The organism is Demequina gelatinilytica (assembly GCF_000971115.1).
Lineage (GTDB): Bacteria > Actinomycetota > Actinomycetes > Actinomycetales > Demequinaceae > Demequina > Demequina gelatinilytica.
Genome location: NZ_BBLV01000002.1, coordinates 219065 through 244854, shown reverse-complemented (window position 1 = coordinate 244854; position 25790 = coordinate 219065). Strand labels below are relative to the sequence as shown.

The window sequence follows — 25790 nt, the reverse complement described above, 5'->3', positions numbered from 1 at the left end:
GTCCTCTTCTTCTCGTGACCCGCGCCCCGGGGCGGCGCGCGAGCGAACCTGTGGTGTCAGGGGGTCGCGTGCTCCGGCTCGCGGACGAGCTCGGCGAGGAACCTCTCGGTCGCGGCCCATGCACGTGCCGCGCTGCGGGGGTTGTAGGCGACGACCTCAGGCATGGGGGAGAACTGCGACCTCGGGTTGGTGAAGGCGTGACGTGTGTCGGCGTAGAGGTCGAGCTCCCAGTCGATGCCGGAGGCCGACATCGCGGCCTCGAGCGCGGCGCGCTGCTCGGCGGTCGCCATCGGGTCGTCCGCGCCCGTGCACACGAGCACGCGGGTCCCGAAGTGCGCGGACTCCCAACCCGGTGAGAGCAGGTCGAGGCCCGCGTGGATCGCGATCACGCCGCGCACGGCGCCGCCGGCGCGCAGGTGCTCGAGCGCGCTCGACCCGCCGAAGCAGTAGCCCATCGAGACGAGCGTGTCGCCGTCGACCTCGGGCTGGGCCGCGGCGGCGGTGTGCGCGGCGGACACGCGGCCGAGCCAGCGCTCGCGGTCGCCCGCCATGCCGCCGATGAGCGGACCGATCTGGCCCTCCTCGGTCGGGGTGAGGCGGTCGCCCCACACGTCCGCCGCGAACACGGAGAACCCGAGCCGAGCGATGCGTGCGGCGATGGCGATCATGTCCTCGCCCAGGCCGAACGCATCGTGGAACAGGACCACGCCCGGCCGGGCCGCGGCGTCCTCGGGCGCAAGGAGCAGCCCGAGCATGCGGGTGCCGTCATGCGAGTACTCGACGTCTCTCGAGACCAGGGTGGTCATGCGCCGCGTTCCTTCCGTCGGGGTCCGGAGGCCGAGGCGACGCCGAGCGGCGGAGGAGGGCGATCCTGCCCTTCCGGCTCGTGCGGACACGCTCGACTCTGAAGCGTGGTGCGAGCGTACGAGATATCACACACGATTTCAAGTGTGATGAGGCGAAGGTCCCGCCCGGTGGGGCGGGAGCTCAGCGGCGCGGTGCCGCGATGCGCCCCTCGGCCGCCTCGCCGGCGGCGCCCACGCGGTCCGCGATCGCGGTGAGGTTCGCCTGCAGCTGCTCGAAGGTGCCCGCGGCGCGAGCGAGGCGTTCGAGGTCGCGCTTGGGCAGCATCGAGAACGCCTCCGCCATCGCGAGCGCGATGCCCGAGTGGAACGACCGGTGGACGTGGCGGCCCAGGTCGGTTCCCGAGACGATGACCGAGCGTCCGTCGCCCTCCGAGCGCCGTCGGACCACCAGGCCGTGGCCCTCGAGGCGCCGGATGTGGTCGCTCACCATCGCGCGCGACACGCCCATCGCGGTCGCGAGATCGGACGGCGTGAGGCCGTCGGGGTCCGCGGCCATGATCCTCCGGAGGGCGCTCGCCTGGGCCTGCGGGAGGGTGGGGAGCCCGGCGGTGGTGCGCGAGATGTAGGTGGACAGCGCCCACAGCGAGGCCATCGACTCGGCGAACTCGGTCGCCTCCTCGAGGCGCGCCGGGTCCGGGCTCGCGGCGCCGGGCTGCGGCTCCATGGCTCCTCCTTGAACTCTGGGCGGCACGCTATCAGGCGGGTCCGCAGGATGGTGAAGGATGCTTCATCAAAGTGCTTTACCTTGCTGAATCATTGTGGCTACCATGGCCGCACCTCGGGGGAGGCGTCGCACGGTCGCGGCCGCCGTCCCCCTCGCCCGCTGGAGTCCAATGGAGGACACCGTGACAGCACATGCCGCCGCCGCGCAGGCCGGGCGGCTGCGCCCCGCCCGCCGGAGGGCGGTCCATCCCGGCCGGAACCTGGCCCCGCCGTCGAGGTGAGCCCGCGCCGCGCATCGTCGCGCGGTCGCCCCCACCCTCACCTCTCACGAACGGAAGTCCCCATGCCAGTCATCGATATCAACATCCACCACCTTCCCGAGGACCTCTTCGACAACCCGACGATGCTCGACGGGTTCCTCTCGACCGCGCCGCGAGGCTTCGGGGAGATCGCGACCGTCAAGGAGATGGAGGACGGTCGCAAGCAGCTCATCCTCGAGAAGCCCCGCGGCTACCAGAACCTCAACTACGTCGAGGGCGACTACTCGGTCGACGCCAAGCTCCGCGCGATGGACGAGGCCGGCGTCGACTACGGCATCATGCGCGTGCCGGTGTGGCAGGAGTGGCTGCGCCTCGACACCTGCAAGGCCGTCAACGACAACGCCCACGAGATCGTCCAGAAGTCGGGAGGCCGCCTCTTCTCGACCGCATGCGTGCCGCCGTGGGGCGGTCAGGCCAACATCGACGAGCTCAAGCGGTGCCTCGACAACGGCGCCGTCGCGGTCCAGCTCGCGTGCCACTACGGGCAGCTCTACCTCGACGACGAGGCCTTCGAGGAGTACCTGTCCGTCATCGACGAGCTGAAGGTGCCGGTCATCGTCCATCACACCCCGCTGCCGGTGGAATGGCGCTCGATCATCGACTACACCAACTTCCGCCGGGAGTTCGGGCGGATCCAGGATCAGGCGACGGCCGTGGGTCGCGAGCTGTTCTCCGGCATGTTCGACAGGTTCCCGAACCTCAGGTTCACGCACACCATGTTCGGCGGCAACTGGTTCGCCAACACCGCGCTGCTGACGCCGCATCGTCCTCCGAAGGCGGAGGCGATGCAGCGGCTCGACCCGACCGGCGGCGAGGCGATCAAGAGGTACCTCGAGAACAACATCTTCTTCGACATGACGCACCCCCACTCGTGGGGCAAGGAGCAGGTCGAGGCCGCGCTGCGCATCAACGGCGCGGACCACTACATGTTCGGCTCGAGCTTCCCGGTCTTCTACTCGTGGATGAGCCAGGGCGTGGACTTCGTCAGGAACCAGCTCGACATCTCCGACGCGGACCGCGAGGCGATCCTGTTCGGCAACGCCAAGAAGATGTTCGGGCTGCCGGTCTGATGCCCCCGCGCCGGACGGTCCGCACGGATCCCGCGGCGGCACGCCGTGGGGCGGGGACGATGCGCGGCTCGCGGCCGGCGTGTCGGGAACGGCTCCGTGCGCGCCGTCCGGCAGGGGGCCCGGACGGGTCTTTACCGAACCGGGACCTTGGTCCCTTGTCGAAGGTCTGGCGATCCTCGACGAAACCGCATACGATTTCGCACACGAGGCAGAACCTGGCTGCCGTCGGATATGGGAGCGGGCCACCCCTGGCCCTTCCCGCATCGGGCACCGGGCCTGCCGAGGGGAGGCGCACGACGACGTGCGTCGGAATTCGCAATGGAGCGAAGACGGGAGCAGCACCATGAAGAAGCACACTCGCCTTGTGCGAGCGGCAGTACCGGCGACCATCCTGGCCCTCACCCTCGCGGCGTGCAGCGGCGGCGACGACGGCGCCGAGCCTGCCGAGTCCGGGACCGACGGCGCCACCGCCGCCGCCACGGCCGCGTCCGGGGAAGGCCAGGTCGCCGGCTCCGTGCTGCGCGCCAACTGGGGAGGCTTCCCCGAGAGCTGGGCGCCCGGGGCCGAGATGGAGGCGGGCTACATGCGCGTCCCGTACGAGAACCTCACCCAGCTGGGCGAGGGCGGCGAGGTGCTGCCGATGCTCGCGGAGAGCTGGGATCAGACCGACCAGGCGCTGACGCTGCACCTCCAGGAGGGCGTGACCTTCCACGACGGCACGCCGTTCGACGCCGAGGCTGTCAAGGTCAACCTCGAGACGATCCAGAGCACCCCCGGCCCGTACGCCGGGCCGTTCCAGGTCATCACCTCGATCGACGTCGTCGACGACCTCACCGTCACGCTCAACCTCGCGCAGCCCACGCCGTCGCTGCTGACCACGCTCTCGACGCGTGCGGCGCCCATGGCGAGCCCGGCCGCGATCGAGGCCGGCACCATCGCGCAGGCGCCGGTGGGCACGGGGCCGTGGGCCTACGACGAGGCTGCCTCGATCGCGGGCACGCGCATGGCCTTCGCCGCCTTCCCGGGCTACTGGGGCGAGGCGCCGGGGTTCGAGACCGTGCAGCTGTTCGCGATCCAGGAGGACAACGCCGCGACGACCGCGATGGTGAACGGCGAGATCGACATCACCGACACGGAGCTGGACCAGCAGAGCACCTTCGAGTCCTCGGGCAGCTTCCTCATGATCGACTATCCGGCGATCCGCAACAACCCGATGTTCTTCGACCGCGGCCCGGGAGGCATGTTCGAGGACGTCGCGGTGCGGCAGGCCGCGTGCTACGCGATCGACACCCAGGTGATCGCCGACCTCGATGCGGATGTCACGGTCGCGACGCAGCACTTCGCCGAGGGTGAGCCCGGCTACAACCCCGAGGTCACGGGCTACATGCACGACCTCGCGAAGGCCGAGGAGCTCTACGCCTCCGCCGGCAGCCCGGTGGTCGCGGGCGACTGGATGTCGACGGTGTTCAACACGCGCCAGATCCAGGTCTACGCGGACCAGATGGGCGAGCTCGGCTTCAACCTCACGGTCCAGGAGGCCCCGCCGCCGCAGTACTTCTCCGAGTGGAACTCCGGCGCCTACCCGATCGGTCTCGGGTCCAACGACGAGCTCACGCCGTACGACTGGTACAGCTCCTGGTTCGCCGCCGATGCCCCGGGCAACCCGTCGGGCGTCGAGTCCGACGAGCTCAAGGCGGCGGCCGATGCCGCCATCGCGGCGGGCAGCGGCGACGAGGCCGATGCGCTGTGGGCGGAGGTGACCAAGATCATCGCCGACGAGGCGCTGACCTGCGCGCACATCGTCTCCAGCGAGCTGGTCGCGGTGAACGAGGAGACCGTCTCCGGCGCCGCGGCGCCGAGCCAGCCGTACGAGACGGTGCTCATCAACTACCGCGACCTGCGACCCGCAGGGTCCTGATGCACGCGTCGCCGAAGAGCTAGGAGAGTCGTTCGATGGGGAAGCTCGTCCTCTACCGGTTGGGGTTCGCCCTGCCGCAGCTGCTGGTGGTCTCGATCATCGTGTTCTCGCTCACCTACCTGGTGCCCGGGAGCCCGGCGGCCGCGATCCTGGGGGTGTCCGCGACACCGGAGTCGATCGCGCAGGTCGAGTCTCAGCTCGGCCTCGACCGACCGGTCACGGAGCGGTTCGTCGAATGGTTCGGCGGGATGCTCCACGGCGACCTGGGGACGGCGTACCGTTCCGGGCTCCCGGTCACGGACATGCTCGCGCAGCGGCTCCCCGCGACGCTCTCGATGATCTTCGGCGGCCTGGTGGTCGCGATCGTGGTCGGGGTGGGTGTCGGTGTCATCACCGGCACCCGCCCCGGCACCACCACCGACCGCGTGCTGACAGGCGGCACGGTGTTCGGGATCGCGGTGCCGGAGTTCTGGCTGGGCATGATCCTCACGACCGTGTTCGCCGCGTGGCTCGGATGGCTCCCGATCGTCGGCTGGGTGCCGTTCAGCGAGGACCCCTTGCTGTGGCTGCGCGGGCTGATCCTGCCGTCGCTCACGCTGGGGCTCACCGGAGGCGCGATCATCGCGCGCCAGACCCGCGCCGCCATGGTGAGGTCGCTCGCGTCCCCGTACACGGACACGCTGATCGCGGCCGGCGTCCCCCGCTGGAAGATCCTCTACCGGTACGGGGTCAAGAACGCGATGGTGCCGGTGCTCGCGGCGACCGGTGTCACGTTCGCGATCCTGATCGGCGTCAGCTTCGTGATCGAGAAGGTGTTCTCCTTCCCCGGCCTGGGGAGCCTCATGCTCACCAGCGTCATCGGCCAGGACTTCCCCGTGGTGCAGGGCGTGGTCCTGCTCACCGCGACCCTGGTGATCGGCGTCAACCTGCTCATCGACATCGGCTACGGCCTCATCAACCCCCAGGCGAGGCCCTCATGACCGTCTCCACCGTGGGCCCCGCGGCCTCTTCGACCCCGACCGCCAAGCAGGCCGCCGGTCCGCGCCAGGCATGGCGACGCCTCCGCCACCAGCCGGTGACGCTGGCGGCGATCATCATGGTCGCCCTCATCGGGCTCGTGGCGGCGTTCGCCCCGGTCCTCGCGCCGTACGCGCCCGACGACACCGACTTCACCCAGGTGCTCTCCGGCCCGACGGCCGATCATCTCCTCGGAACCGACGAGCTGGGTCACGACATCCTCAGCCAGCTGATCTTCGCCGCGCGCACGGCGTTGGTGGTCGCGGGAGGATCCGTCCTGGTCGCGATGCTCATCGGGGTGCCCTTCGGGCTGGTCCTGGGCTACAAGGGCGGCTGGTACGACCGCCTGGGCTCGCGGGTGATGGACCTCGCGGACGCCTTCCCCGGCATCATGGTGGGCTTCGTGGTCATCGCGATCCTCGGGCGCGGGGTGTGGATCCTCATCTTCGCGATCGGCCTCATCTTCTCCATGAACTTCGGCCGCATGGTCCGCGCGATCACGCTCGCGGAGCGCAAGAAGCTCTACGTCGAGTCCGCGCACGTGACCGGGCTGCGCAACCGTCAGATCATCTTCGGGCAGGTGCTGCCCAACCTCGCCGGTCCGCTGGCCGTGCAGGCCGCGGTGTTCCTGGGCAACGCCATCAAGGTCGAGGCGGCGTTGTCGTTCCTCGCGCTCGGGCTTCCCGACGACCAGCCCTCGTGGGGCGGCATGCTCCGCACGGCAGCGGAGCATCAGGTCGACCACCCGCTGATGGCCCTGCCCCCGGGCATCGCGATCGTCCTGACCGTGCTCGCCTTCAACCTCCTGGGCGACGGCATCAACGACGCCCTGTCCGGCGCGCGATCGACCAGGAAGGTCCGCAAGGCGGCGCGGAAGGCCGCGCGCCTTCAGGCGCCCACGCTGGCCGAGGTCGAGCAGGCGCGCCGCGACGCCGAGGCGCGCGAGGGCACGCCCGAGGCGCGGGACGATGCGGCGATCGCCGTGGCCTTCCCGTTCGCGACCCGTGAGGCGCTCGCGACCACGTCGGCGCACCCCGACCCCGTGCTGTCGGTCCGCGGCGTGTCGATCGTCGCGGACCGCCCCGACGGCGAGGTGGTGCCGCTCGTCAGCGACGTGTCGCTCACGGTCGGGCGCGGCGAGGTGATGGGGCTGCTCGGCGAGTCCGGCTCCGGCAAGTCGATGCTCGCGAAGTCGATCCTGGGGCTGCTGCCCGCAGGTGTGCGCGTGGACCGCGGCTCGGTGGAGCTCGCCGGCGACGAGCTGGTGGGACGCGGCGACCGGGAGATGCGGGAGATCCGCGGCAGGAGGCTCGGCGCCGTCTTCCAGAACCCGCAGGCGAACCTGTCGCCCGTGCATACGGTGGGGCACCAGCTTGTCGACCCGCTGCGGATCCACCACGGGATGTCGAAGGCGGCCGCGCGCGATCGCGCGGCGGAGCTGCTCGACATGGTCGGCGTCAAGGACGCCACGACCCGCCTGGGCCAGTACCCGTACCAGTTCTCCGGAGGGATGGCCCAGCGCGTCGCCATCGCCATCGCGCTCGCCGGCGAACCCGACGTCCTCATCCTCGACGAGGCGACCTCGGCGCTCGACGTCACCACCCAGAGCCAGGTGCTCGACCTGGTCCTCGACCTCCGAGAGCGGCTGGGCATGGCGGTGGTGAACATCACGCACGACCTGGGGGTCGCGGCCGAGTCCTGCGACCGGGTCGCGATCCTCTATCACGGAGAGCTGCTCGAGGTGAACGACGTGTTCTCGCTCTTCGAGAGCCCCCACCACCCCTACACCGCGGCGCTGCTCGCGGCGCACCCGGCTGCCGATCGCGAGGTCGACCGCCTGCCCACGCTCGCGGACTTCGTGGATGCGAGCGGCCGATGGATCGTGAGGTGAACCCCGGCATGAACGCCACCCGGCCCCTGCTCGACGTACGCGATCTCGAGGTCGCGTACGAGGTCGGCGGCGCCTCGTGGCGCCGCACCACCACGACCGTGGTGAAGGGGGTGAGCTTCCACATCGACGCGGGCGAGACCTACGGGCTCGTCGGGGAGTCGGGCTCGGGGAAGAGCACGACCGGCCGCGCGATCCTGCGGCTCGCGGAGGTCGCCGGCGGCACCGTCGAGTTCGACGGCACCGACCTGGCGACTCTGGGCGCCCGCACGCCGCTCAGCTACCGGCGCGACGTCCAGGCCGTCTACCAGGACCCGGCCGGGTCGCTCAACCCGCGCCACCACGTGGGAAGGGCCGTCACGGATGCCCTCAAGCGGCACGGCCTGGGTGATCGCGCGGAGCGGCGCGACCGCGCGCGCGAGGCCTTCGCGCAGGTGGGGCTCTCCGATGCGCACCTCTCGCGCTTCCCGAGCGAGATGTCGGGCGGCCAGCTCCAGCGCGTCGCGATCGCGCGGGCGCTCGTGCTCGAGCCGCGGCTGGTCATCTGCGACGAGGCGGTGAGCGCGCTCGACCTGTCGACCCAGAGCCAGATCATCAACCTGCTGATGGACCTGCAGCAGGCCTCCGGCGTGAGCTACCTGTTCATCACGCATGACCTCGGGGTCGTGCGCCACCTCTCGCGCCGCCTGGGCGTCCTGCGCAAGGGCGAGCTGGTGGAGCAGGGCATGACGGCCGAGGTCTTCGACGACCCGCAGCACGAGTACACGCGCGCGCTGCTCGCGGCGAGCCCGTCCTCGCACCCCGAGGGGCGTGATCAGCGGCGTGCCGACCGCATCGCGCGGCGGCGTGACGGCGGCGCTCCGGGACCCGACGCAGGCGGCGACCTCGCGTTGCCGGATCCGTCCCCCGCGCGTGCGTCGAGCGACGAGCCCCGGCATGTCGGGCCGGCCCGGCCCATGATGGCGCGGCCGCAGGGCCGCTGAGCGAAGGGGACCGCATGACCATGCAGCAGGACCGCGACCTCGACGGCTCGTTCTCCACGGCGCGCGTGACGGCGCGCGAGGAGGCCGTCACCATCGCCGACGGCACCTACCGGGACTTCCTCTACGACCTCGACGACGCCAAGCTCGCGCCGTGGCGCGGGCTCGGGTACGAGGAGTTCTCGCGTCGCAAGCGCGAGCCGGACTTCGTCCAGGCGCTGCTCGGCGACTGGCAGGAGCTCTACGAGGAGCCGTTCGTCGGGGTCACGGCCGGCGGGCATGTGCGCGAGGACGTGTGGCGACTCGGGGAGGCGGGGCCCAACCCCGCGGCTCCGGTCGCCGCGGCGCGCGCGCTGCTCGACACGCTCGGCGCGACCGAGCGGGCAGGCATCGCCCTCCCGCTCGACGCCCCGCAGTGGCGCGCATGGTCCAACCCGGAGTTCGTGATCCACCGCGTGGGCCTGCGCATGGAGGAGATGACGGAGCCCGCCGTCGAGGCCGTCCTCGCGCTCATGGAGGCATCGCTCAGCGCGCCGGGCTACGCGCGGGCCCGCGAGGCGATGGGGCTCAACGGCTACCTGGGCGACCTCACGGGGCTGCCGGCTCTCATGAACGACCGCTCCTACTGGATCGCGCTGTACGGCAGCCCTTCCGAGGACGATGCGTGGGGCTGGCAGGTCTTCGGCCATCACCTCGCGCTCAACGTGGTGTTCGTGGGCGGTCGCGAGGTGATCGCTCCCGTGTTCATCGGCGCCGAGCCCGCGCTGTCCGACGGCGCGCACCCGCCCCTCTTCGAGGACCGCGAGGCGCTCGCGGTCGAGCTCGCCACCTCGCTCACGGAGGCGCAGCGGCGCGAAGCCGTGGTGTTCGCATCGGTGCTCGACCCGGCCATGCCCGAGGGCCGGCTCCACCCGGCCGACGAGCGGCACGTCGCGGGCGCGTTCCGCGACAACCGCGTCGTCCCCTACGAGGGGATCCGGGCCGACCGGCTCACCACGGGGCAGCGCGCGCTCCTGCGGGGGATCGTCGAGGACTTCCTGCTCCTGCTGCCGGACCGGCAGCGTGCGCTCGCGCTCGAGGACGTCGAGCGCCATCTGTCCGAGACCCATGTGGCCTGGTACGGCGCCACGGACGGGTCGCAGCCGTTCTACCTGCGTATCCACGGGCCGTCCTTCCTGGGCGAGCTGGACCACCACGCGGGGGTGTGGCTGTCCAACCGCGTGCCCCAGCGCTTCCATGTCCACACCACGCTGCGCCTGCCCAACGGCAACGACTACGGCAAGGCGTTCCTCCGCCAGGCGCGCTGACGGGCGGTCGCCCGTGAGGTGCTGAGTGCCCGAATCCGTCCGATGCGGGCACTCAGCACCTCACGGGGCGCACTCCGCCGCGCGGCGGCGCGTCCTGCGCGTGCCACACTGGCGCCGAGCATCGTCACCATCCCGGAATGAGGATCAGCACCATGACCGCAATGTCCCGACCGCACGGCGCCCATCTGGTGGGCAGCATCAACCTCCCCGACGCCGAGACCGTGATGCGCACCGCCGCCGCGGAGCTGGGCGACCGTCTGGCGCGGATCCCCGACGGCGAGGTGGGGGAGCGCTTCCACTGGGTCGCGTTCCAGCCGGACCGCATGGCGGCGACCCCCGGGCTCGGACGCGAGGGTGATCATCCGATCATGGTCGGCACGCTCGACATCCGGAAGATCACCGTGCCCGAGGACCTCGACCTCGACACGCTCGAGCTCGCGCCGCTGGGCTACGCCCAGGCCGCGCTGTCCTCGTGGGCCGTCTTCGCGCGGCTCCAGGCGGACGGCGTGATCCCCCGGTCGACGCGCTTCCAGGTGTCGCTTCCGACGCCCGTCGGTGTGGTCGGGTCGATGGTGCGCGCCTCCGACCGGGCGCGCTTCGAGCCGGTCTACGAGCGTGCGCTGTTCAAGGAGCTCGCCCAGATCCTCGCGGCGATCCCGCACCAGAAGCTGGCGATCCAGTGGGACAACGCGCTCGAGTTCGGCTACCTCGAGGGCGCGGGCTACCGCGGCTCCACCGACCGCGGCTGGTTCGGGGAGGACGTGCTCGGCGCGCTGGCGGAGCGCTCCGCGCGTCAGGCCGCGCAGGTGCCCGACGACGTCGCTCTGGGCTACCACCTCTGCTACGGCGACATCGGCGAGAAGCACTACGTCGAGCCCACGGATGCAGGCTTCCTCGCGAGCTTCGCGCAGAACCTCGTGGCGAACGCGGGCCGCCGCATCGACTGGATCCACCTCCCGGTGCCGATCGAGCGCGACGACGAGGCCTACTTCGCGCCGCTCGCCGGGCTGGACCTCCCCGAGGAGACCGCGCTGTTCCTGGGGCTCATCCACCGTCAGGATGGCGTCGAGGGCGCCGAGCGTCGCATCGCGGCCGCCTCCTCGGCGGTGTCCGGCTACGGCATCGCGACGGAGTGCGGCATCGGTCGCGCGCCCGCGGACACCGTCGCAGGCATCTTCGCGCTGCACCGCGAGGTCTCGGAAGCCCTCTAGCCCCTCTAGCCCCTCTGGCACTGGCAACGGAATCGACGGCGACACGCCGGCCTGGACAGGTCCTCACGCCCGCCGAGGCGGCGTGTCGATTCGAGATCCGTTGCGACTGTCAGGGAGGACGGGTCAGCGCGGGAGCTCGTTGCGCTCGTGGTCGTACTCCTTGATGGCCTCGAGGTTGCTGACCTCGTGGCGCCGCGCGGCGGTCTCGATGACCTCGGGGTCCGCGCCCTCCTCGATGAGGTCGAGGATCGCATCGTGCTCGGAGATCGAGGCGAGCGCGCGCCCGGGCGCGTAGAAGAACGCCGAGCGGCGGATCACGTCCATGCGCGACCATTCGTGGTGGACCAGGTCGAACAGGCGGTCGTCCTCGCAGCGGGAGCACAGCAGCTCGTGGAACTCGCGGTTGAGCTTGCCGAAGCGCATCGTGTCGAAGCTCGCCAGGGCATCGGCGGCGGCCTTGTTGAGGCGCCGTGCCTCCGCGATGTCATCGGCGCTGAGGTTCGCCGCGGACAGCGAGGTGGCCAGCCCCTCGAGCCTCGCGAGGAGGCGCATGGAGCGCTCGAAGGCGTCCGTGTCGAACGTCTTCACCAGGGCGCCGACGTTGGGGACGATGTCCACCCAGCCCTCCGCCTCGAGGCGGCGCAACGACTCGCGCCAGGGCACGGAGGAGATGCCGTGCTCGCGCGCGAGCTGATCGATGACCAGCCGATGGCCCGGCCCGTAGGAGCCGTCCATGATGCGGTGCTTGAGGATGTCGTACGCCTGATCGGCCTTGGTCACGGCCACTCCCGGTCCTCCCTGCCGCTGCGACGATGAAGCGCGCGGGACTCGGCATCGTCGCCTGTCCGCGGGCCGCACCCGAGCCCTGATCGTATCGCAGATCACATCCGATCCCCGGGTGAACTCCCCGCTATCCGGGCGAGCAGCCGCCCGAGCAGGGGGTCCCGCCCGGCTCCCGCGCGCGTGAGCACCAGGGCGCGCAGCGGTCGGGGCTCGGGGACGATGCGGCGCAGGGTGAGGTCGAACCGGGCGAGGCTCGCGCGGTCCGGGTCGGGCAGCACGGCGCTCGCGAGGCCTGCCTCCACCAGCGGCACGGAGGTCTGGATCGTCTCGACCGTGCGCACGCGGGCCGGCGCGACGCCGTGCCGCCGGAAGGTCGCGGCGACGGCCTCGGGCAGGCTCGGCACGGCCGCGGTGCCGCGCGGCATCACCACCGTCGCGCCGTCGAACCACGCGAGCGGAAGGGGGTCGGGCGCATCGTCCCTCCCGGGCGGCAGCGCCGCGACCAGGGGGACGTCGCCCCAGTCGACCACGTCGAGCGCGCCGCGATGGCGGCGCGCGAAGCGGTCCGCGTCGGCCACCATGATCGCAGCGAGGTCCACCTTGCGCTGCTGGACCATGTCGATCGCGGTCCACGGGGGAGGGTCCACCAGGCGGATCTCCACCTCGGGCGCGACCTCCGCGTAGGCGCGGAGGAGTCGCGGGACCCGGTGCCACAGCAGCGCCGGCACGGCGGCCATGGTGAGCGCGCCCGCGGTCCCGGCGCCGAAGCAGCCGAGCGCCGCGATCATGTCGTCCACATCGCCGAGCACCCGCGAGGACTGGTCGAGCAGGAACCGCCCCGCGCTCGTGGGCTCGACGCCGCGCGGGGTGCGGACCAGGAGGGGCACGCCCACCTCGGCCTCGAGCTTCTGGATCGCGACGCTGAGCGGAGGCTGCGACATGTGGAGGGCCTGCGCGGCGGCGGTGACGGAGCCTGCCTCGACCACGGCGGCGAAGTAGCGCAGATGCCTCAGCTCCATGCGGTCGAGGCTATCGTGCAGCCTCAGCCATACGCCAGATGTATGTCTGGCGAAGGGAAACGGTAGTTCCCAGGCGACGCGCGCGCGGCCATGCTGGGCCCATCGGTCAACGACGATCACCCGCCAGGAGCACACCATGTCCCTCCCCGTCACCAACGAGGACGCCCCGTTCGAGATCACCCGCGCCAGCCACGTCCGCATGGGCTGCACCGACCTGGAGAGGAGCCGCGACTTCTACCGCGACACCGTGGGGCTGGTGGTGACCGAGGAGGCGGACGACGCGATCTACATGCGCGGCCTCGAGGAGGCGGCGCACCACTCGCTCGTGCTCGAGTGGACGCCCGAGGCGAAGGCGCACCGCGTGGGTCTGCGTGTGAAGCGCGAGAGCGACGTCCTCAACGCGGAGAGGTACTTCAAGGCCGTCGGGATCGAGCACGAGCGCGTCGAGGTAGACCACCAGGGCCCCACGCTCCGCTTCCGCGACCCCGTGGGCACGCTCATGGAGATCACGTCCGAGATGAGCCTGGTGGAGCGCAAGATGGCGGCCTTCGACGAGTTCGTCGCGGGTGCCCCGCAGCGGCTCGACCACTACCAGGTGGTGACCTACGACGTGCAGGAGGCGACCGACTTCTGGACGGGCCTGGGGATGCGCATGTCCGAGTACACCGCCAAGGACGGCACCGACGAGCTGTGGGGCTCGTGGATGGAGGTCAAGGGCAACACCCACGACCTGGTCTTCACCAACGGCCGCGGGCCCCGCCTGCACCACTTCGCCTACACGGTGCCCGACGCGACCGCCATCATCCACGCGGCAGACGTCGCCGGCGCGCGGGGCTTCGGTCAGGAGATCGACCGCGGTCCCGGCCGCCACGGCATCTCGAACGCGCTGTTCCTCTACCTGCGCGACCCCGACCAGCACCGCATCGAGCTGTTCACCACGCACTACCAGTTCATCGATCTGGAGGACGAGCCGATCCGCTGGGACGTATCCGACCCCCGCCGCGCGCAGCAGTGGGGCATGCCGGCGTCGCGGCGCTGGTTCTTCGAGGCGAGCGAGTTCCCGGGCGAGCTGATCACGGAGCCGATGCTCACGGCGACGCCCGATACGCTCGAGGACTACCTGGCCATCCACTGATGGGTCCCCGTATGACGACGCTGTCCCCGACCCTGCGTGCGCGCCTCCACGAGGCCCCGGTCGCCGGGCTGTCAGCGCAGCTGCGCAAGCGCGGCTTCGAATCCATCCACATCGACGGCGTCCACGCGCTGCCGGGCGCGGGCAAGCTCGTGGGCGTCGCGCGGACGCTGAGGTACGTCCCGCATCGTCCCGATCTGTTCGCCTCGCATGGCGGCGGCCAGAACGCTCAGAAGCGGCTGTTCGACGCCGTCGAGCCCGGCGAGGTCATCGTGATCGAGGCGCGCGGGCTCGCGACGTCGGGCACGCTCGGCGACATCCTGGCCCTGCGCGCGCATGCGCGGGACGCCGCGGGCATCGTCACCGACGGCGGCGTGCGCGATCACGATGCGGTGGCCGCCGTCGGCCTCCCCGTGTTCGCGGCCGGCGCGCATCCGGCGGTGCTCGGCCGGCTCCACGTGCCCTGGGAGCACGATGTCGCGGTGGCCTGCGGCGGCGCGACCGTGGTGCCCGGCGACGTGATCGTCGGGGACACCGACGGGGTGGTCGTCATCCCGGCCGCGCTGGTCGAGGAGGTGGTCGAGGCGGCCCTCGCGCAGGAAGCGGAGGACGCGTGGATCGCGGAGCGCGTCGCGGAGGGTGCCGCGCTCGACGGGCTGTTCCCCATGAACCGCGAGTGGCGTGAGCGCTACGAGAACGGGCTGGACGGCTGATGGCGCTCTCTCCCGAGGCGATCGCGAGCATCGCCGACGAGCTCGCGCGAGCGGACCGTGAGCACGCCGTGATCGAGCGGATCACCGCGCGTTACCCCGATGCCACCGTCGAGGACTCCTACGCGATCCAGCGGGTGTGGCGCGACAAGGCCCTCGCGGCGGGAAGGCTGATCGCGGGCAGGAAGATCGGCCTCACCTCGAAGGCCATGCAGGCCGCGACCGGCATCACGGAGCCGGACTACGGCGTGATGTTCGAGGACACGGTGCTCGAGAGCGGCGCCGCGATCAGGCACGCGGACTTCTCGAACGTGCGGATCGAGGTCGAGCTCGCATTCGTGCTCGCCGACCCCCTCGCCGGACCTGGCTGCACCCTCGAGGACGTGATGGCGGCGACCGCCTACGTGGTGCCCGCGCTCGAGGTGCTCAACTCCCACATCCAGCTCGAGGGCAGGACCATCGTCGACACCATCTCCGACAACGCCGCCTACGGCGCCATGGTGGTGGGGGCCACCCGGGTCGCGCCGTCGGACGTGGACCTGCGCTGGGTGGCCGCGCTGCTGTCGCGCAACGGCGAGATCGAGGAGACGGGGGTGGCCGCCGGGGTCCTCGGGCACCCCGCCACCGGGGTCGCGTGGCTCGCGAACAAGCTGGCGCCCCACGGCGACTCGCTCGGCGCGGGGGAGATCATCCTCGCCGGATCCTTCACCCGTCCCATGTGGGTGTCCCCGGGCGACACTGTTGTCGCCGACTACGGACCGATGGGGGTCGTCGAATGCCGCTTCGTCTAGAGCCGACCATGCGCGACCGGCTGGCCGCATCCGGGCGCCCGCTCGCGGGCATGTGGGTGTGCTCGGGATCGCCCCTGGTCGCGGAGATCTGCGCGGGTGCAGGCCTCGACTGGCTGCTGATCGACATGGAGCACGGGCCGTCCGGGCTGGAGTCCGTGCTCGCCCAGCTCCAGGCGGTCGCGGCCTACCCCGTCGCGCCCGTGGTGCGCGTCGCCAAGAACGATGCGGTCCTCCTCAAGCAGGTGCTCGACCTGGGCGCGCAGAACGTGCTGGTGCCCATCGTCAACAGCGCCGAGGAGGCGCGGGCGGCGGTCGAGGCCGTGCGCTACCCGCCGCGCGGCCGGCGCGGGGTGGGCTCCGCGCTCGCGCGCTCGGCGCGCTGGAACCGGGTGCCTGGCTACCTCGAGGACGCCGACCGGTACGTGTCGCTGCTCGTGCAGGTCGAGACCGCGGCGGCGGTCGACGCGGCGGGGGAGATCGCCGCGGTCGACGGTGTCGACGGCGTGTTCGTGGGTCCCTCCGACCTCGCCGCCTCGATGGGGCTGCTCGGGCAGCAGACGCATCCCGAGGTGACCGCTGCGGTGCTGCGCGCGTTCGCGGCGGTGCGGGCCGCGGGCAAGCCCGTGGGGGTCAACGCGTTCGACCCGGAGGTGGCCGCGGCGTACCTCGACGCCGGCGCGGGCTTCGTGCTCCATGCGGCCGATGTCGCGATGCTCGCGCGCGGCTCCGAGGCGCTCGCGGCCAGGTGGATCCCGGCCGCCGAGGAAGGCCCGACCGCCTCCTACTGATCGGGACGCTGACCTTGCTTCGTCTCGGAGGGCGGGCAGGCCGTGGCGCCGGCCTCCGGTCGCGGCGGTCCGGGCCCTCCACTAGGGTCCGGAGAAGACCTGTCTTCCTGGCGCGACGAGGAGCGGCGATGCCCGACCCGATCCCCAACCCGATCGTGCTTCAGCGCGCCGATCCGTGCGTCCTGCGCCATGAGGGCATGTACTACTTCACCGGCTCCTACCCGCTGTACGACCGCATCGTCCTGCGTCGCGCGGCGACGTTGGAGGACCTCCAGGCGGCGCCCGAGGTCACCATCTGGAGCAAGCCGGACCAGGGCCCGCAGAGCAGCCTCATCTGGGCGCCGGAGATCCACCGGGTGAACGGCGCCTGGTACATCTACTACGCCGCGGCCCCGAACATGGACGTGACGTTCGACGTGCCCGACGCGGACGACACGTTCAACCACCGCGTCTACTGCCTCGAGTGCCTCGACGACGACCCTCTGACCGGGACGTGGACGGAGAAGGGGCAGGTCGACACCGGCTGGGAGTCCTTCGCGCTCGATGCGACCAGCTTCGTCAAGGACGGCGAGCAGTACCTCGTGTGGGCGCAGCAGGACTTCGCGGTCAAGGGGCATTCGAACCTCTACATCGCGCGCATGACGAACCCCTGGACTCTCGCGACGCCCGCGGTGATGCTGTGCAAGCCCGAGCTCGACTGGGAGATCGTCACGTTCTGGGTGGCGGAGGGTCCGAGCGTCCTGCAGCGCAACGGCAGGCTCTTCCTCACCTACAGCGCCTCGGCCACCGGCATCGAGTACGCGATGGGGCTGCTCACCGCGGATGCGGGCAGCGATGTGCTCGATCCCGCGAGCTGGACCAAGAGCCTCGACCCGGTGTTCACCTCCGCGCCGGAGAACGGCATCTACGGGCCGGGGCACAACTCGTTCACGGTGGACGAGGAGGGCAGCACCGTGCTGGTCTACCACGCACGCACGTACACGGAGCTGGTGGGCAACCCCCTGTGGGAGCCCAACCGGCAGGCCTGCGCGCAGGTGCTCCCGTTCGACGACCACGGGGACCCCGTGTGGGGCAGGCCGCTCCCGCTCACGCGCCCCGTGCCGTCCGGGGTCGAGGTGCTGCCGCCCGAGGGGCTGCCGCGATGAGCCGCCCCGACCGGACGATGCGGTGAGCGCCGGCGGCGAACGGGCCGCCGGGGCGTCGGCCCCGAGCATCCTCGACTCGGTGCGGCGCGCGGTGCTCTGGAACTACGGCGGGATCTACTTCTTCTATTTCGTCGCGTGGCAGCTCATCTTCACGTACATGGGGCTGTGGCTCGACGACCAGGGCATGAGCGGTGGCAGCATCGGCCTCGTCTCGACCGTGATGGCGCTGGTCGCGCTGTGCCTGCAGCCGCTGTACGGGCTCGTGCAGGACCGCCTCGGGTACCGCAAGCCGCTGTTCGCGTTCGTGGTGGTGTGCGCCGCGATGGTGGGGCCGTTCTTCCAGTTCGTGTTCAAGCCGCTCATCGCGGAGAACCAGCGCCTCGCGGCCGTGGTCGGGGGCGTGTTCCTCAGCCTGGTCACCTATGCCGGGGTGTCGGTGGTCGAGGCGTTCAACGAGCGCGCGAGCCGTGCCAACGGCTTCGAGTACGGCCACGCACGGCTGTTCGGCTCTCTCGGCGGGTCCTTCGCATCGTTCATCGGCGGCTCGATCTGGGCCGCGAACCCCGACAACATCTGGTGGGCCGCCACGTTCTCCGCGATCGTGCTGGGCGTGCTCCTGCTCGTCGCGCGGGTGCCGGATCAGGCGCGTGAGGCGCACGACGGTGGCGGTGAGGGGTCCGCGCACAAGATCAGCAAGGAGGCCGTGGCCGGGCTGGTCATGGACCGCAACTTCCTGGGGTTCGTGGTCCTCATGATGGGGACGGCCGCGCTCTACGACGTGTTCGACCAGCAGTTCTCCATCTACTTCACCGACCATGTGGCGGCAACCGGTCACGGGGACCCGGAGGGGCTGTTCGGCCGGGTCGTCTCGATCCAGATCCTCCTCGAGGCCGTGGTGATGATCTTCACGCCCGCGATCATCAACAGGATCGGCGCCAAGCGCGGGCTGCAGATCTTCGCCGGGATCCTGGTGGTGCGGGTGCTGGGCTCCGCGCTGGTGACCACGCCCGAGGCGCTGGTCGCGTGGCGCCTGCTCGCCGCCATCGAGATGCCCTTCATGCTCGTGTCGGTGATGAAGTACATCACCCGGATGTTCGACGTGAAGATCTCCGCGACCGCGTACATGCTCGGCTTCGGCGTCGCCAAGTCGCTCGGCGTCGCGCTGTTCTCTGCGGCGTTCGGGCGCTCGTATGACAACGTGGGCTTCGAGCAGTCCTATCTGGTCATGTCGGTGGTGATCGCCGTGGTGACGGTGCTCGCGAGCCTGCTCATGGGCAGCGACAGGGGACGCGAGGCGCCCACGGGCGAGCTCGCCGACGGCGCCGCCCCCTCTCGCTGACAGTGCCAACGGATCCCGCCGCGACGCGCCGGCGATCGGGGACGATGCGCGCGAATCGGCCGGCGTGTCGGGATCAGGTCCGTTGTGGCTGTCAGGGGCGGGCGGGCGTGCGAGAACGGGGTTATGGGCGGAACGTCCCGCCTTTTGTTGTATGGTGCCAATTAACCTAGTCGAAAGACACGGGGTGCCATTGGGGGCGTCCCGGGTGGACGGTCCCGGCGAGCGGCGCGAGCAACGATGCGCCCGTGTGCCCGCACCGTTCTGGCCAAGGTCGGCCACACATTCACCGAATCCCCGGAAGGGATGTGCCATGAGCGCACCTACTGCAGCCACGCCCGCCATCGGCGGCGGGTCCATCACGTCGTCGCTCAAGCGCGGCGTGTTCTGGAACTACGGCGGCCTGTACTTCTTCTACTTCGCCATCTGGCAGATCTTCTTCTCCTTCCACGGCCTCTGGTTCAAGCAGGCCGGCATCGGCGAGGGGGACATCGGCCTCATCAACACCGTCATGGCGATCACCGCGCTGTGCCTCCAGCCGCTGTACGGCTACCTGCAGGACCGCCTCGGGCTCAAGAAGCACCTGTTCTCCTTCGTGGTGCTGTGCGGCGCGATGGTGGGCCCGTTCTTCGTGATCGCCTTCCCGGCGCTCGCCGCATGGAACGTGACCGGGGCGGCCGTGGTCGCCGGCATGTACATGTCGCTCGTGCTGCTCGCCGGCGTCAGCGTGGTCGAGGCGTTCAACGAGCGTGCCTCGCGCGCCAACGAGTTCGAGTACGGCCACGCGCGCCTCTTCGGCTCGATCGCCGGTGGAACCATCACCGCCGTCGGCGGCTGGATCTGGACCAACGTCAACCCCGACTCCATCTGGTGGGCGGCCTCGTTCTGCGCCCTGGTGCTCGGCGCGCTGCTCTTCGTCGCCAAGGTGCCTCACCAGGCCGCCGAGAACGCCGCCAAGGGCGAGGTCTCGGAGACCAAGGTCACCAAGGACACCATCAAGGGGCTGCTGTCGAACCGCAGCTTCGTCGGATTCGTCGTGCTGATGTTCGGCACCGCCGCGCTGTACGACGTGTTCGACCAGCAGTTCTCCATCTACTTCGAGCAGCACGTCAACCACGGCGACCCCGTGTCGCTGTTCGCCAACGTGGTGACCGTCCAGATCTTCTGCGAGGCGGCGGTCATGCTGGTCGCGCCGTGGTTCGTCAACAAGATCGGCGCCAAGCGCGGCCTGCAGCTCTTCGCCGCGATCCTGGTGATCCGTGTGCTCGGCTCCGCCATGGTCACCACCACGGAGGCGCTCATCGCATGGCGCCTGCTCGCTGCGATCGAGATGCCGCTCATGCTCGTGTCGGTGATGAAGTACATCACCCGGATGTTCGACGTGAAGATTTCCGCGACCGCCTACATGCTCGGCTTCGGCGTCGCCAAGTCGCTCGGCGTCGCCGCCTTCTCGCTGCCGTTCGGCCACGCCTACGAGACCATCGGCTTCGCCGACGCGTACCTCATCATGTCCGTGGTGATCGTCGGCGTGACGGTGATCGCGAGCTTCCTCATGCGCAACGACAAGGGGCTGGACGACGCGATCGACGCAGATCCCGGCGAGCCCCGGGAGCGCGAGCTCGTCGCAGCCTGACCGGGGCGCCGCGGGCACGATGCGGAGGCCGTCCGGCCTGGGGGACCTACCCAGGGCGGGCGGCCTCGTCGTAGTGTGGGGGCGCTGAGGGGTCTGAGGGAGGTCCGATGCGCCGCATCGTCGCGCTGTCCGCCGTCTCGAGCGCGCTCGCGCTCGCGCTTGCCGGCTGCACGCCCGCGTCCGAAGGCGCGCCGTCGCCGGGCGCATCGTCGACCGTCGCGTCGCAGCCGGCGGTCACCGCCGGTGCGGGCGGCGGGGAGACGTCGGACCCCACCACCACCGTGGTCGAGGCGCAGGAGCCCACCACCGCGTACATCGCGCGCGCGAAGTCGCAGACGGTGGAGGTGCTGACCGAGCCGGACGGCGACGGTCAGATCACCATCCGCGCCGACGCGGTGCTCACCGTCCCCGACCAGACGCCGCTCGTGTTCCTGGTGGACCAGATCCAGGGTTCCTGGGTCCACGTGTACCTGCCGGTGCGGCCCAACGGCTCCATGGGCTGGGTCGCGGCGGACGATGTGGTGCTGAGCGCCACCGACTACCGCGTCGACATCGCGCTGAGCGAGTTCGAGCTCACCGTCTGGGACGGCGAGGACAAGGTGCTCAGCACCGAGATCGGGCTGGGCACGGAGGACCTGCCGACCCCCGGCGGCACGTACTACATCCGCGAGCTGGTCCAGCCTCCGAACCCGGACGGCGCCTACGGCCCCTACGCGTACGGCCTGTCCGGCTACTCGCCCGTGCTCGACGAGTTCGCGGGCGGCGAGGCGATCATCGGCATCCACGGCACCAACGACCCCGACTCCTTCGGCAAGGCCGTGTCGCACGGGTGCATCCGGCTGCCCAACGACGTCATCACGGAGATCGTGGAGCAGGTGGGGCTGCCGCTCGGCACCCCCGTCTACATCGAGGAGTAGCGGCCCCTCCGGGAAGCAGGCAGGGACCCCGGGACGGCGAGAGGCCCGGGGGCTCGACCTGCTGAGGAAGGTCGAACCCCCGGGCCGGGTACGCCGGGGATCAGCCGGTGTACGTCACCACGCCGGCGACAGCGGTCGCGGGCGGGGCGTCCAGGACGACCACGATGTCCGTCGGAGGCTCCGAGTTGCACTCGGGGGTGGCCGGCGGGTACGAGACCGTGAAGGACTTGGAGGGGTTCACCGTGAGGATCACCTCGACGCCGGGCTCACGGGTCCAGCCGTAGTTGGCGTCGCCCACGGGCTCCCACGACTCGGTCGCGGTGCTGTACTCCCAGCCGGGCCAGCCGTCCGCCACGCCGTCCTCGTCGACCGACGCGCCGGGCCACAGGATCCTGCCGGAGCCGATCGCGACGGTGCGCGTCCAGTTCTGGCTCGGGTCCGTCGGGTGGACGAACGTGAGGGTGGCGGTGCCGTCGCCCTCGTACTGGCCGTCGGGGTCGTCGAGCACGATGTCGTAGCCCAGGTAGGGGGCGTCCGCGGTGCAGACCTCCCCCAGGATCGACCCGTCGATCGACGGCTCCTGGGGCTCGTCGACGGCGCAGCCCTCGGTCGCCTGGTCCTCGATCGTGTACTCGACGGTGAGCTCGGTCGCACCCCCGGCGAAGGCGTGGCCCTCGTCGGCGATGAACGTGACGCTGTGGTCGCCGGGCTCCGTCGCGGGGGTCTCCGTGGCGGTCGCGTGCTCCGTGGAGACGGTGTCGATCGACCCCGGCGCCGCGCACGTGGCGGGCGTCACGGTGATCGAGGCGCTCGCGTCCTCGCAGGGGATGACGCCCTCGAGCACCACGGTGCGGTAGAGCGTCTCGACGTCGATCTTGTCGACGAGCCACGCGACGATCCCGCCGCTCAGGTCGAGCTGGTAGGTGGTCGTGGTCTTGAGCGCGAACTGCGTGAAGGTGGCGACGCCGCACGCGGGCTCGCCCTCCCAGTCGCTCACCTCGACGGACGCGGGCATGGTGCACGTGCCCGGCTCGTCGGCGGTCAGGCCCGCGGGGACCTCGGTCTGGAGGCCCGGCAGGTTGGTGCAGACGTCGACCGGCGGGATGGTGCAGATGCCGTCGTCGTCGACCTCGTAGCCCTCGGGGACGGTGGTCTGCATGCCGTCGAGGTTCTTGCACACGTCGATGCGCGGCGGCTCGCACGGGCTGCAGGTGCCGTCCTGGTTCGCCTTGTACCCCTGGGGGACCTCGGTCTGGACGCCGTCGATGTTCGAGCACACGTCCACGACGGGCGGCGCGCAGTGCTCCGCCTTCTCCGCCTCGGTCATGTCACGGCTGGTCTTCTCGGTGGTGGTCGACGACTGCTGGTCGAGCACCCACTCCCACGCGGACGCGTCCCACACCCAGTCGGTGGTGGTGATGGTCCGGGTCTTCTCGACCGTCTCGGAGCCGCAGATGTAGTCCGAGACCTCCCACTGCCCCCGCTCGACCTGCGGCGCGGGCTTCTCGGGCTTCACGCGCTCGCCGCACGTCACCGAGCCCTGCCAGTGGTAGTTGGTGCCTCCCACCTGGACCCACGTGACCGCGTAGTAGCCCCAGTCGGGCCAGCTCGAGTGCGCGGTGAAGTCGAAGGTCTTGGTGCCGGACCAGGTGCCTCCGTTGTTGTGGAAGTTGAGCGTGGTGGTCGCCTGCGTGACCAGGTTCGTGAACGTGACGTTCATGTCGTTGGCCTGGCCGGCCGGGATGTTCTCGGGGTAGGTCACCACGAGGTCGGTGCATGTGGGCGCCGGGTACTCCCAGTTCCAGTCGAAGCTGCGCCCGCTCGGGCACTCCGCCTCGCCGGTGTAGGTCTCGCCCTGCGCCGTGTTCTCGTCGGTGACCTCGTCGATGACGTACGAGCTGGTCTGCCCGTCCTTGAACCACTCGCCCACGGTGGCGCTCGCGTCGACCGCGATCGGGTTCTTGCCCGGCTTGAGGACCTCGTCCACGTACGGTGTGCCGGAGTACTTGCAGACCCACACCTTGTGGATCCCGTCGTTGCCCGGCTGGGTCCCGCCCTGCGTCGCCTGTGCGGCGGGCGAGATGCCGATGATCGCCAGAGTCGCCACGGCGAGCGCGACGACGTATTCCCTCAGTCTCATGTTGTCCTCCCGGCCTGGAGCAGCCGGGCGCCCTCAGCGACACCCATTCCCCCAGGTCGCACCCATGCTCTTGCCGGCCCCGAGCAGCGTCAAAGGCGTGACGAAGGTCACATGTACCCAAGTGGCGGCGATATACGTGCGTGAAGGATGTGACAGAAGTGAGACTGTTATCGGCTCAAGTGTGGCGGCGAAGCGGCCGATGCGGGGCGAATCGGGCGCGGCGTGTCGGCTCGGCATCGCCCCAGGTCCTCTGATGATCGCGGCTGTATCTCAATAGATCTTGAGATAGTGTGAGCCCATGACCGACCGCGCCGCCGTCCTCGCGGCCCTCGCCGACCCTCATCGGCTCGCGATGGTCGACGCGCTCGCGGAGGGCGACCTCGCGCCCGGCGAGCTGGGTGCGCGAGGAGGCCTCGCCTCGAGCCTGCTCGCGCATCATGTGCGTGTGCTCGAGACGGCGGGGGTGGTGGTGCGGCGCCGCTCGGATGCCGACGGCCGGCGCTGGTACCTGGCGCTCCAATGGTCACCCCTCGTCTCGGTCGCCGTCGCGGAGCGCGATCGGCGCGCCGCGGCCCGCCCCGCCCGCGTGGTCTTCGCGTGCACGGGCAACTCCGCGCGCTCCCAGATGGCCGCCGCGCTGCTCGCGGCCGAGCGCATCGTGCCCGTCGCCTCGGGGGGCACCGACCCTGCCGCGCGCATCCATCCGCTCGCGCTCGACGAGCTCGACCGGCGCGGGGTCGCCCCCGCCGCGCTCGCGCCCGCCCGTCTCGAGGACGTCCGCCGCGACGGCGACCTGGTGGTGTCCGTCTGCGACCTCGCGTACGAGCAGTGCGGCGGCGACCTCCATTGGTCGGTCGCGGACCCGGCGCTCGAGGGCACCACTCGTGCCTTCGCCGCCGCGTTCGACGACCTCGTCCCTCGGGTCCGGCGCCTTGCCGCGGCCCTCGCCTCGTCACCTACGGAGAAGATCTGATGACCGACAAGCCTGCCGTCCTGTTCCTGTGCGTGAAGAACGGGGGCAAGTCCCAGATGGCGCTGGGGCTGTTCGCGCACTATGCCGGCGACCGCGCGAGCTCGTGGTCCGGCGGTTCCGAGCCCGGCGAGTCGCTGAGCGCCGGTGCGGTCGCCGCGATGGCCGCCGTCGGGATCGACATCACGCATGAGCACCCCAAGCGCTGGACCGACGCCCAGCTCCAGGAGGCCGACGTCATCGTCACCATGGGGTGTGGCGACGCATGCCCGTACATCCCCGGCAAGCGCTACGAGGACTGGGCCATCGAGCCCGGCCCGTCGGAGGACCAGCGCGACCAGATCGATGCGCGCGTGCGCGCGCTCATGGAGAGCCTGGGCCTCGAGCCCGGACCGTCGGTGGTCGCCCCCGCCTGAGGACGATGCGGGCGGCTCAGCCCGGGTAGCGCGGCTGGCCCTCGGCGGGCTCGGCCGCTCCCGCGACCTCGCCGACCGCGTCGTCGTCCAGCGGCTCCGCGGCGTCCGAGCCGTCGTCGGTCCCGGTGTCCGGGTCCACGGTGGGGTCGGTGGTCGGATCCACCGTCGGCTCGGTGGTGGGCTCGACGGTCGGCTCGGTGGTGGGCTCGACGGTCGGCTCAGTCGTGGGCTCGGTGGTGGGCTCGACGGTCGGCTCGACGGTCGGCTCGACCGGGGGCTCGTCGCACACGACCTCGCCGGTGTAGACGCCGTACACCACCTGATCGCCGAGCGCGGCGTCGATCGTGTACGTGTAGCTGCCTTCGGGGAGCTTCTCCGCCGGGATGGACTCGTGCATGCCCATGAGGTCGCCGTCGCCGTCGGTGTGGGTCACGGAGTCGCCGGTCGAGCTGGTGACCCGGAACGTCCACGGCGACTCGGGCGCGTTGTCGTACGTGATGTCGAAGAACATGTCGCCGCCGCACGACGCGTTCACCGTGATGCTGCCCCAGCCGGGGTAGTAGGACGCCGGGGCGATGCCCTCGGCTGCCGCTCCCGTCGCGACCGCGACCGCGGCCGTCGCCGCGACGACCGTTCCCGCCACTACCCCCAGCGCGTGCATCGGCCTCATGGTGCCGCTCCTCAGCCTCGTCGTGCAGGGCGGTGCCCCCGCGTTTCGCTTGTATTGATGCAACAATCTTAGGGCGGGTGCGGACCCGGCCAGGGGGACG

General features: G+C 70.9%; 21 protein-coding genes and 1 pseudogene. 16 read left to right on the top strand and 6 right to left on the bottom strand.

What is annotated here, in order from left to right; genetic code table 11:
• Positions 1-56 precede the first annotated feature (56 nt).
• Together AOM00_RS02490 and AOM00_RS02485 are read right to left on the bottom strand one after the other, a co-directional pair.
• A complete protein-coding gene (locus tag AOM00_RS02490; protein ID WP_062516288.1) occupies positions 57-806 on the bottom strand; it encodes a dienelactone hydrolase family protein in 750 nt (249 codons plus the stop codon).
• A 181-nt stretch (positions 807-987) separates the two neighbouring features.
• Entirely contained in the window at positions 988-1530 is a 543-nt protein-coding gene (locus AOM00_RS02485) for a MarR family transcriptional regulator (protein ID WP_062516287.1), read from the bottom strand.
• Between the two features lie 342 nt (positions 1531-1872).
• Here AOM00_RS02485 and AOM00_RS02480 point away from each other — a divergent pair, with 342 nt between their 5' ends.
• The 7 genes from AOM00_RS02480 (at position 1873) to AOM00_RS02450 (ending at position 11240) form a co-directional block, all read left to right on the top strand.
• Positions 1873-2919, top strand: a complete 1047-nt coding sequence (locus AOM00_RS02480; RefSeq protein ID WP_062516286.1) for an amidohydrolase family protein — start codon at positions 1873-1875, stop codon at positions 2917-2919.
• Positions 2920-3262: 343 nt separating this feature from the next.
• Entirely contained in the window at positions 3263-4837 is a 1575-nt protein-coding gene (locus tag AOM00_RS02475) for an ABC transporter substrate-binding protein (protein WP_062516285.1), read from the top strand.
• Positions 4838-4872: 35 nt separating this feature from the next.
• Positions 4873-5817 carry an ABC transporter permease gene (locus AOM00_RS02470; protein ID WP_062516284.1) on the top strand — a complete coding sequence of 315 codons (945 nt, stop codon included), beginning with the start codon at positions 4873-4875 and terminating at the stop codon, positions 5815-5817.
• Positions 5814-7745 (top strand): dipeptide/oligopeptide/nickel ABC transporter permease/ATP-binding protein, encoded by a 1932-nt coding sequence (locus tag AOM00_RS02465; RefSeq protein ID WP_062516283.1) that lies wholly within the window; start codon positions 5814-5816, stop codon positions 7743-7745. The genes AOM00_RS02470 and AOM00_RS02465 overlap by 4 nt, the downstream gene beginning before the upstream one ends.
• 8 nt (positions 7746-7753) lie before the next feature.
• Complete coding sequence (locus AOM00_RS02460) at positions 7754-8725, top strand: ATP-binding cassette domain-containing protein (protein ID WP_082096452.1); 972 nt, start codon at positions 7754-7756, stop codon at positions 8723-8725.
• 14 nt (positions 8726-8739) lie between these two features.
• A complete protein-coding gene (locus tag AOM00_RS02455; RefSeq protein ID WP_062516282.1) occupies positions 8740-10029 on the top strand; it encodes a DUF3500 domain-containing protein in 1290 nt (429 codons plus the stop codon).
• A 152-nt stretch (positions 10030-10181) separates the two neighbouring features.
• Positions 10182-11240 (top strand): hypothetical protein, encoded by a 1059-nt coding sequence (locus tag AOM00_RS02450; protein ID WP_369345414.1) that lies wholly within the window; start codon positions 10182-10184, stop codon positions 11238-11240.
• 123 nt (positions 11241-11363) lie between these two features.
• Here AOM00_RS02450 and AOM00_RS02445 read toward each other — a convergent pair whose 3' ends face one another.
• Entirely contained in the window at positions 11364-12020 is a 657-nt protein-coding gene (locus AOM00_RS02445) for a GntR family transcriptional regulator (RefSeq protein WP_228373379.1), read from the bottom strand.
• A 101-nt stretch (positions 12021-12121) separates the two neighbouring features.
• On the bottom strand, positions 12122-13042 hold the full coding sequence (locus AOM00_RS02440; protein WP_062516280.1) for a LysR family transcriptional regulator: 921 nt from the start codon (positions 13040-13042) through the stop codon (positions 12122-12124).
• 90 nt (positions 13043-13132) lie between these two features.
• On the opposite strand from AOM00_RS02440, the pseudogene hpaD reads away from it, so the two are divergent.
• The 7 genes and pseudogenes from hpaD to AOM00_RS02400 all read left to right on the top strand — a co-directional run.
• Positions 13133-14887: pseudogene (hpaD, locus tag AOM00_RS15945) on the top strand (3,4-dihydroxyphenylacetate 2,3-dioxygenase); the annotation flags it as partial.
• Positions 14887-15675, top strand: a complete 789-nt coding sequence (locus AOM00_RS02425) for a 2-keto-4-pentenoate hydratase (protein ID WP_062516278.1) — start codon at positions 14887-14889, stop codon at positions 15673-15675. The pseudogene hpaD and the gene AOM00_RS02425, both read left to right, overlap by 1 nt.
• Positions 15660-16463 (top strand): HpcH/HpaI aldolase family protein, encoded by an 804-nt coding sequence (locus tag AOM00_RS02420; protein ID WP_062516277.1) that lies wholly within the window; start codon positions 15660-15662, stop codon positions 16461-16463. The genes AOM00_RS02425 and AOM00_RS02420 overlap by 16 nt, the downstream gene beginning before the upstream one ends.
• Positions 16464-16591: 128 nt before the next feature.
• The gene (locus tag AOM00_RS02415; RefSeq protein WP_062516276.1) at positions 16592-17608 is read left to right on the top strand and encodes a glycoside hydrolase family 43 protein; all 1017 of its coding nucleotides are present in this window, start codon (positions 16592-16594) and stop codon (positions 17606-17608) included.
• Positions 17609-17630: 22 nt separating this feature from the next.
• Positions 17631-18947: an oligosaccharide MFS transporter gene (locus tag AOM00_RS02410; RefSeq protein WP_082096446.1), complete on the top strand. Its 1317-nt coding sequence runs from the start codon at positions 17631-17633 to the stop codon at positions 18945-18947.
• A gap of 310 nt (positions 18948-19257) precedes the next feature.
• Positions 19258-20577, top strand: a complete 1320-nt coding sequence (locus AOM00_RS02405) for an oligosaccharide MFS transporter (protein WP_062516275.1) — start codon at positions 19258-19260, stop codon at positions 20575-20577.
• A 107-nt stretch (positions 20578-20684) separates the two neighbouring features.
• Positions 20685-21494 (top strand): L,D-transpeptidase, encoded by an 810-nt coding sequence (locus AOM00_RS02400; RefSeq protein WP_062516274.1) that lies wholly within the window; start codon positions 20685-20687, stop codon positions 21492-21494.
• A gap of 100 nt (positions 21495-21594) precedes the next feature.
• On the opposite strand, the gene AOM00_RS02395 is transcribed toward AOM00_RS02400, so the two are convergent.
• Positions 21595-23634: a hypothetical protein gene (locus tag AOM00_RS02395; RefSeq protein WP_156158993.1), complete on the bottom strand. Its 2040-nt coding sequence runs from the start codon at positions 23632-23634 to the stop codon at positions 21595-21597.
• Positions 23635-23932: 298 nt separating this feature from the next.
• Between AOM00_RS02395 and AOM00_RS02390 the strand changes: the two genes are divergently transcribed.
• The gene (locus AOM00_RS02390; protein WP_062516272.1) at positions 23933-24607 is read left to right on the top strand and encodes an arsenate reductase/protein-tyrosine-phosphatase family protein; all 675 of its coding nucleotides are present in this window, start codon (positions 23933-23935) and stop codon (positions 24605-24607) included.
• Positions 24607-25020 carry an arsenate reductase/protein-tyrosine-phosphatase family protein gene (locus AOM00_RS02385; protein ID WP_062516271.1) on the top strand — a complete coding sequence of 138 codons (414 nt, stop codon included), beginning with the start codon at positions 24607-24609 and terminating at the stop codon, positions 25018-25020. Before AOM00_RS02390 ends, AOM00_RS02385 begins: the two co-directional genes overlap by 1 nt.
• A gap of 16 nt (positions 25021-25036) precedes the next feature.
• On the opposite strand, the gene AOM00_RS15330 is transcribed toward AOM00_RS02385, so the two are convergent.
• Entirely contained in the window at positions 25037-25690 is a 654-nt protein-coding gene (locus AOM00_RS15330) for a hypothetical protein (RefSeq protein ID WP_156158992.1), read from the bottom strand.
• Positions 25691-25790 lie beyond the last annotated feature (100 nt).